Origin of the sequence: Microcystis sp. M109S1, from assembly GCF_020247025.1 — a bacterium.
Taxonomy (GTDB): Bacteria; Cyanobacteriota; Cyanobacteriia; order Cyanobacteriales; family Microcystaceae; genus Microcystis.
The window spans coordinates 1-7,305 of the sequence record NZ_JADBRW010000422.1 but is presented as its reverse complement, the minus strand read 5'-3'; the positions used below and the strand labels follow the sequence as shown (position 1 = coordinate 7,305).

The following is a 7,305-nucleotide window of genomic DNA, read 5'->3' as shown; positions in this document are numbered from 1 at the left end:
CTACCTCAAATTACCAGGTAAAGTTGGATTAGTTTATTGTGTTCGTCATCGGGAATTTGCAGGAACAATTAAAACTGTTACTATCTCAAAAAACCCAGACGGTAAATACTACGCTTCTATTTTAGTTGATGACGGATTAGATTCCGTGACGACATCAACGGATGGTAAAGCCATAGGAATCGATTTAGGACTTAATCATTTTGCTATTACCAGTAATGGCAGTAAATATGATAACCCTAAACATTTAGCTAAACATCAACGTAATCTAAAACGGAAACAACAAAAGTTATCGCGTAAAAAGAAAGGAAGTAACAACCGTCAAAAGGCTAGAGGTAAAGTAGCTAAAGTTCACTCTAAAATCTCAAGATGTCGTGAGGATTTTCTCCACAAGCTATCCCGTAAGATAGTTAACGAAAACCAAGTTATTGCTGTAGAAAACCTCAATGTTAAAGGCATGGTACGCAATCATAATTTAGCTAAGGCTATTAGTGATTGTAGTTGGGGAATGTTTTGTACAATGCTTAAATACAAGGCAGAATGGCAAGGAAAAACCTATATCGAAGTTGATAGGTTTTTTCCTAGTTCTAAAACTTGTCATGTCTGTCTAAATCAAGTGGGTAGTTTGCCGCTTGATGTTAGAATATGGACTTGTGAGCATTGCAAAACAATCCATGATCGTGACATAAATGCGGCAATAAATATTCGAGATGAAAGCTTACGGATATTGTCGTTAGGAACTAGCGATACTGCCTATAGAGGGGATGTCAGACCAAAAGCTGGGCGTAAGTCTGTCTTGAGGCAATCCCCCGTGAAATAGGAAGCTCTCAACGATCTTGAGAGTAGTTCACATATTGTCATTTACCCTAGCCAAAAACCGCATGATTAGCCATAGTTTACAAGGTCGTTTTCCCAGAAATAATTCCACCCGTCGGCTGCGAGCTTTCCTCCTAAGTCTTTTCGCTGTGGGTATGACCGCTTTACCCCTAAAAGCCGCTGAAGAAATTGAATTTGTCTATACTCCCCTCGTCTTTTCTGTATCGGTAGCATCCCTAGAAAATTTTGCTAAAGAAGGAAAGATTGATGCTAATTTAAAAAGATTTCTTGCCAGAACAACTCCCGAAGCAAGAGAGAAGTTTCGTGAGGCTTTATTAACAAAAATTGACATCGATCCTATTTTACTATCTCGTTTTTTTAATAGTGTGATGGGTGCTGATATGCTCTATCGTTTGGGCAAAGGCATCACCATTGAAGGGGGAATTAATGGTAAATATGCCCTGCGGGGTGCGCTTGTTAGTGCCGCTTTTGATCCGGGGGGATTAACCCTTTTAAATGTCCTGAAAAAATTCCCCAATAATATACAGTTACAGGGGGAAGAAATCCTCGGATTAGCTAAAACCATCGATTATGCGGTTTATGTGGCGGAAATATTTATCAAAGATATGCGCCTCTGGACTGCCGAGGAAACCGCTGCCGTTAAACCAGCGATTAATTATGCCAGTTTACCCGATTTGCGTCAGCGCGGTAGCTTTCAGGTAAAAAAAGAAGTTTGGAACCTAACCGATAGCAGTCGCAATCGCAGTTTATATGTGAATGTTTATATCCCGCAAACTTTCCGAGACGGTAAAACACCTGTAATTATTTTTTCCCACGGATTAGCCTCGCGACCAGAAGATTATGCCCAAGCAATTGAACATCTAGCTTCCTACGGATTTTTAGTAGCGGCACCGCAACACCCCGGCAGTGATACCCAATACCTACAAGGAATGTTAGGGGGGTATTATCGCAATATTTTTGATGGCAATGAGTTTATTAATCGACCCAAAGATATTAGCTTTGTCATCGATGAATTAGCAAGACGTAATGCTAGTCAATTTCAAGGTAAACTTGACCTAACTAATGTGGGAGTAGCGGGTCATTCCTTCGGGGGTTATGCGTCTCTAGCTGTTGCTGGCGCACAAATTGATTTTGATAATCTCGCCCAAGATTGTAATCGTCCTTACTCCGGGATTAATATCGCTATTTTACTGGAATGTCGCGCCCTAGAATTGCCTAGACAGGTCTATAATTTTCGTGATGAACGAGTCACGGCTGTCTTTGCAGCTAATCCCGTTAACCGCAGTATTTTTGGGGAAAAAGGTTTAAGTAAAATCTCGATTCCTGTCCTCTTGGGTTCCGGAAGTTATGACCCAGCAGCTAATCCAATTTTTGAACAGGCCATTCCTTTTACTTGGTTAAAAACGCCGGATAAATATCTGGCCATGGTGGAGGGACAAGCTCATGTAAATTTTACAGAATTGGATGCAGGAATGCAAAAAACCCTCGAGTCTGTGGTCAATATCACTTTACCCGATCAAAATTTAATCGAGAATTATACGGGAGCTTTATTGGTGGCTTTTTTTGAAGTTTATATTGCTGATAATGAAAAGTTTCGTCCTTTTCTTCTGTCTAGTTATGCAGAATATCTCAGTCAGGGACAAAAGTTTAAATTAGACTTTATTACTGCCGCTTCTGACCAGAAATTATCTCAATTAATTGAGAAATTGCGAGTACATCGGCAATAGGCAATAGGCAATAGACACTAATTGCCTTCAGTAGCTAATAACTGAAAAATCTCCCCACTGCCCATCTGCAAAAAAGATTCTTTTGAGTTGTATAATCTCTAAAGGATTAGCGTACTCAAGAAAAAAATTATTTCATGCTCAGGAAAATTAGACTATCATACTTTGGCTTAATTTTAGGCAGTATTTTAACGGTTATCGGGATTATCGGTTATGCCCAAGGTAACGCCACGGTCAATTTAGCGGGGTTTTTCTACGGATTACCGTTATTATTGGGAGGTTTAGCCCTAAAAGCTTCAGAAATCAAACCTATACCCTTCAGTCAACCCACTAGCCCCGAAATCTTGCAATTGCGCCAACAACAGGCTACTATCACCCAAACCAAACTTCGCAAGGATGTCACCCGCTATCGCTACGGACAAGAAGTGCATCTGGATGAAGCCCTAGAAAAGCTGGGATTAAGCCCCACGGACGAGGAAAGACCGACTTTAGTGGCAATTCGTGAAACTGCTGTTGATTCCGCCTATTGTCTCACCCTAGAATTTGAATCGCCCCTTTTACCCCTAGAAAAGTGGCTGGCAAAACAAGAAAAAATCGAAAGATACTTTGGACCGGGAATTAGAGCCGAAATTAAGCAAGTTGACGAGGAAAAAATTGATTTAGCCCTAATTACTATCCCTAACGCCTAAATGCTCACACCTATTCACTATGGCTTCCTAGCAATCGCTGCCGTGGCTGCCGGCTTAATTAATGCTCTTGCCGGTGGCGGTAGTCTGATTACTTTTCCGACGCTGATGGCGGTGGGTATCCCACCGGTAATGGCAAATGTGACTAATACCGTCGCTTTATGCCCCGGTTATCTGGGGGCAACTCTCGCCCAAAAAAAAGACCTGCACGGGCAACAAAAACGGATTCAGTTATTGCTACCATCGGCAGTTATTGGCGGCATTATCGGTGGTATTTTGCTGTTAAATAGCAGTGATCAAGTATTTGATCGCCTGATTCCTTTTCTGATTCTTTTAGCGGCAGCTTTATTGGCTTTTCAAGATACTTTACGCTCTTGGTTGCAGCGGCGACAGGGAGATAAAAAGGGCAATATCCCAGAAATTTGGGCGGTTTTACCCATCGCTCTCGCTTCAATTTATGGTGGTTATTTTGGGGCGGGTTTAGGGGTGATTGAGTTGGCAATTTTGGGCTTATTTCTCAAGGATAATCTCACGAGATTAAATGCTTTAAAACAGTTGCTTTCTTTGGTGGTTAACGTGGCGGCATCTTGGTTTTTTCTCTTTTCTAATCAGGTATATTGGTCGGCGGCGATAGTGATAGCAATTGGCTCTTTAATTGGGGGTTTATTGGGTGGAAAACTAGCTAGAATTATCTCTCCTAGTTATCTGCGCTGGACTGTGGTAATTCTGAGTATTATTACCGCTACAGTTTATTTTCTTCGTTAACAAAATGTTTGTCAATAAGGTGTTTTATTAATGGAGATTGATAGATTTTTTCCTAGTTCTCAAACCTGTTCTAATTGTCTCTATCATACCAAATCCACAAGGTGGGCGTAAGTCTATCTTCAGGCATTCCCCCGTGAGTTCAGAAGCCCCGACAATCTGGACCAGCGGGTAGTTCACCCTAAAAAGATTGTCCCACTTCTAAGACTTTCGTTTGCCCGTTGCGAGACAAAATAACCTGTTGACTACCAACTTCCACTAAAGTCCAACCGTTGATAAATTCCCCCGGAGAAATACGCATAGTTATCCCCTTATTATCAAATAAAGCCGAAGATTGATCGCCTAAATCCATCACCCCCACCAGGGTATTTTTAACCTGATTATTGGTAGGAATAACCGCTGCCAACGGCCGATTCACTTGGGGGGCAGCCGGTAATGGTGGCGCGGAAATGTCGGGATTTGGGGGTGTAACCGGGACAAGTTTGGCGGTAGTTGGAGGAGTTTGGGGATAAACGGGAACGTAAATTCTTTCTATGATCTGGGGACTATTATTAACCGGTAAATTCGCGGGGGGTGGTGGTGGAACTGTGGCTACCGGAGAAGGGTTATTTTGGGGATCAGGATCAAGATCGGGGGATGAAGTTTGACCTTGGCGATCGATAATAGCAAGGGATGATTGCAGATAGGCGATAAACTTTTGCTCTTCCTGGGAAATCGGGCCATTTTGAGAGACAGGGGCATTTTTTTGACTGATTAGCCATGCCACCACCCAACCTAGATAGACGCAAGCAATGACAAAAATAACTTTATCTAGGGGCATTCTCGGATTTTCTTCATAGCCCGCTGCCATATTTTTTGCACTCCTCGATCGCTGCTGTCGTTTCGATTCTAACAGGATAGCGCATTGCCAAAAACAATTTTTTAATTTCCCCAAATCCCCCTAGGGGGGATATAGTAGAAAGAGAATGATGTATCTTAATATAAGTAAAGTTTTGTAACAATTCTGAAATCCTTTGCTCAACTCTACCCTAGTCCCCAGCAATTCCGATCGCCTGAAACCCCTAGTCCCTAACTGGGAAAAATGTCAATCCGTCTTTTGGACAGCAGCATTTCTGGTATCAGTCCCCGTGTTCGTACAAGCGCCCCTAGTGCGCTACTATCCCGAAATTAGCCTAGGTTTAACCGTTTTCTGGGTGGGTTTAGGGATTTGGCTGCTCAAACAAGCAAAAATCAGTCTTTGGGGGGATTTACTTTTGGGCTTTAGTTGGAGTTGGTTAGCCGGTTCTCTGTACTGGGGTTGGTGGCGTTGGGAACCCTTGATCCATATTCCCATGGAAGCGATCGGGCTGCCCTTTGTTCTCTGGGGATTATGCAAAGGTCGCGGCAAAGTGGGCAATCTTTTCTATCTCGGTTCTTTGTTAGGAACCGCCATCACCGACCTATATTTCTATCTAACGGGACTAATTCCCTACTGGCGACAATTAATGACCGTGGAACTAGACCCCAACCTAGTAGCGCCAATATTTGATAACGCCTTGGCCCAAATACAGACCCCCTGGGGCATCAGTTGGGCGATCGTGCTGCTCAACCTGCTCTTAGCGATTGGTATCTATCCTTTGCAAAAACGGGTATACTATTGGTGGGCATTTAGCGGAGCCGTATTGAGTACAATTTTAGTCGATGGTTTATTTTGGATTACCGCTTCTCTGGCCTAAGGGTTTTCCTGGCTAATTCCCATTTCCACCTACCTACTTAGATATATGAAAATGTCTGGAATGTGAGGTATAAAATGTGTAGTTACCATCACCCATCTATTACTGCTGATCTACCCGTGGATATACTAGGACAAAATCCTTATTTACTACTCCATACCGAGAAGGGACAGCGTTTTTTCCCTCTCGTGGGGAGACCTTGCTGGACAATCGGACGGGGCAAAGATAACGATATCGTCATTAAAGATCACTGTATCTCTCGCAATCACGCTATTTTACAATCCACGGAAACAGGAGATTTTTATCTGATCGATCTCGGTAGTCGCAATGGAACTTTTGTTAATGGCAGAAGGGTAGCCATTCCCGTGACTATCCATGACAAAGATCGGATCACCTTTGGCAAAACCGCAGTGCAGTTCTATCGTCCTACTCTCAGTAATATAGGCAAGCAACCGCGCAATTTAGAATGGGATACCCCCACCTCCGCCCTCCATGAACGTCGCTTAACATCGGTGATGGTGGTGGATATACGAAATTTTACGGCTTTAACGAGGCAATTAGACGAAAAAGTGCTTTCTTCTCTGATTGGCAATTGGTTTCGCCATGCCGGGAGTATTATCCGCAGTTCCGGCAGTTGGGTAGATAAATATATTGGTGATGCGATCATGGCCATCTGGTTTCACGGCCAACAGGAAGTCAATCAAGACGATATCTTGCAAATTTTCCAAGCAATTACGCAAATATACAAGATGACCCGCGCCTTAAGCGAAGAATATCCCTTACCCTTTAAATTACGCATCGGTGCGGGAGTGAATACCGGTTATGCCATGGTGGGCAATACTGGCAGCGGTGAACATCCAGATTATACGGCGATCGGCGATACGGTCAACGCCGCTTTTCGTTTAGAGTCGGCTACTAAAGAAATGGGTAGGGATTTAGCCATCGGAACAACTACCTACAGTTATCTCATCGGTTTACCCCATCTCCACCAAGCTTTTGATCAACATACCGTCAGTCTGAAAGGATACGACGATAACACTATTACCTACGGAACCGCTTTCGATGACTTGGATCGTTTCCTCGATGCCAACAGTAGTGAGGAGATGACCGGAATTACAGGATTTGCCAGCAGTGTCGGTTTTCAGGATTGAAATTAAATGGCGGGTTGGGAGACGTTTCAGTGATCAGTGATCAGTAAACAGTAATCAGTGAAAAGACAGTAGGAAACTTCTATTTAGAGCTTGCTGAATAAATCTAAAAACCTTGTTTGGTAAGACTTTTAGACTTTTTGTCAATCAAAAAGTACCGGATATGGGAGTGATCAGGGGGAAAATTCAGGTACTTTTTCCCTGAAAATTAGGTAGTTGACCACCTGAAAATCGGTAAAACCCTACACCCTGCCCCCACGAAAAACTTTTTGCCGCAAACCCTACTTAGGGCTTGCGGCAAAAAGTACGGGCGAAGCATTCGGATAGAAAATCTACGGTTTCACCGATAGGTTATTGCCCGAATGCTTCGCCCCTACAGGACGCGGGCCGATGAAGACGCAAGGTTTTGAAGCACGATTCTCTCAAAATCTTGCACCTG

Annotated in this window: 7 protein-coding genes; 6 read left to right on the top strand and 1 reads right to left on the bottom strand. The window is 43.2% G+C overall.

Features of this window, described 5'->3' with window-relative positions:
• The 4 genes from IM322_RS20780 to IM322_RS20765 form a co-directional block, all read left to right on the top strand.
• A partial coding sequence (locus IM322_RS20780) for an RNA-guided endonuclease TnpB family protein (protein ID WP_287676035.1) occupies positions 1-817 on the top strand: 817 nt, incomplete at its 5' end.
• Positions 818-878: 61 nt separating this feature from the next.
• The gene (locus IM322_RS20775) at positions 879-2,561 is read left to right on the top strand and encodes an alpha/beta hydrolase (RefSeq protein WP_287676036.1); all 1,683 of its coding nucleotides are present in this window, start codon (positions 879-881) and stop codon (positions 2,559-2,561) included.
• Positions 2,562-2,695: 134 nt separating this feature from the next.
• Complete coding sequence (locus IM322_RS20770; protein ID WP_287077493.1) at positions 2,696-3,247, top strand: DUF2854 domain-containing protein; 552 nt, start codon at positions 2,696-2,698, stop codon at positions 3,245-3,247.
• Positions 3,248-4,009: a sulfite exporter TauE/SafE family protein gene (locus IM322_RS20765; protein WP_286825422.1), complete on the top strand. Its 762-nt coding sequence runs from the start codon at positions 3,248-3,250 to the stop codon at positions 4,007-4,009.
• A gap of 178 nt (positions 4,010-4,187) precedes the next feature.
• Here the strand turns inward: IM322_RS20765 and IM322_RS20760 are convergent, their stop codons facing one another.
• On the bottom strand, positions 4,188-4,856 hold the full coding sequence (locus IM322_RS20760) for a hypothetical protein (RefSeq protein ID WP_287676033.1): 669 nt from the start codon (positions 4,854-4,856) through the stop codon (positions 4,188-4,190).
• Between the two features lie 163 nt (positions 4,857-5,019).
• Between IM322_RS20760 and IM322_RS20755 the strand changes: the two genes are divergently transcribed.
• Together IM322_RS20755 and IM322_RS20750 are read left to right on the top strand one after the other, a co-directional pair.
• Entirely contained in the window at positions 5,020-5,721 is a 702-nt protein-coding gene (locus IM322_RS20755; RefSeq protein ID WP_286825420.1) for a DUF3120 domain-containing protein, read from the top strand.
• 116 nt (positions 5,722-5,837) lie between these two features.
• On the top strand, positions 5,838-6,869 hold the full coding sequence (locus IM322_RS20750; protein WP_502863778.1) for an adenylate/guanylate cyclase domain-containing protein: 1,032 nt from the start codon (positions 5,838-5,840) through the stop codon (positions 6,867-6,869).
• The last annotated feature ends 436 nt before the right edge of the window (positions 6,870-7,305 follow it).

Coding starts and splice junctions, on each gene's coding strand:
- IM322_RS20775 (WP_287676036.1), top strand. CDS start 879: ATGATTAGCCATAGTTTACAAGGTCGTTTTCCCAGAAATAATTCCACC.
- IM322_RS20770 (WP_287077493.1), top strand. CDS start 2,696: ATGCTCAGGAAAATTAGACTATCATACTTTGGCTTAATTTTAGGCAGT.
- IM322_RS20765 (WP_286825422.1), top strand. CDS start 3,248: ATGCTCACACCTATTCACTATGGCTTCCTAGCAATCGCTGCCGTGGCT.
- IM322_RS20760 (WP_287676033.1), bottom strand. CDS start 4,856: ATGGCAGCGGGCTATGAAGAAAATCCGAGAATGCCCCTAGATAAAGTT.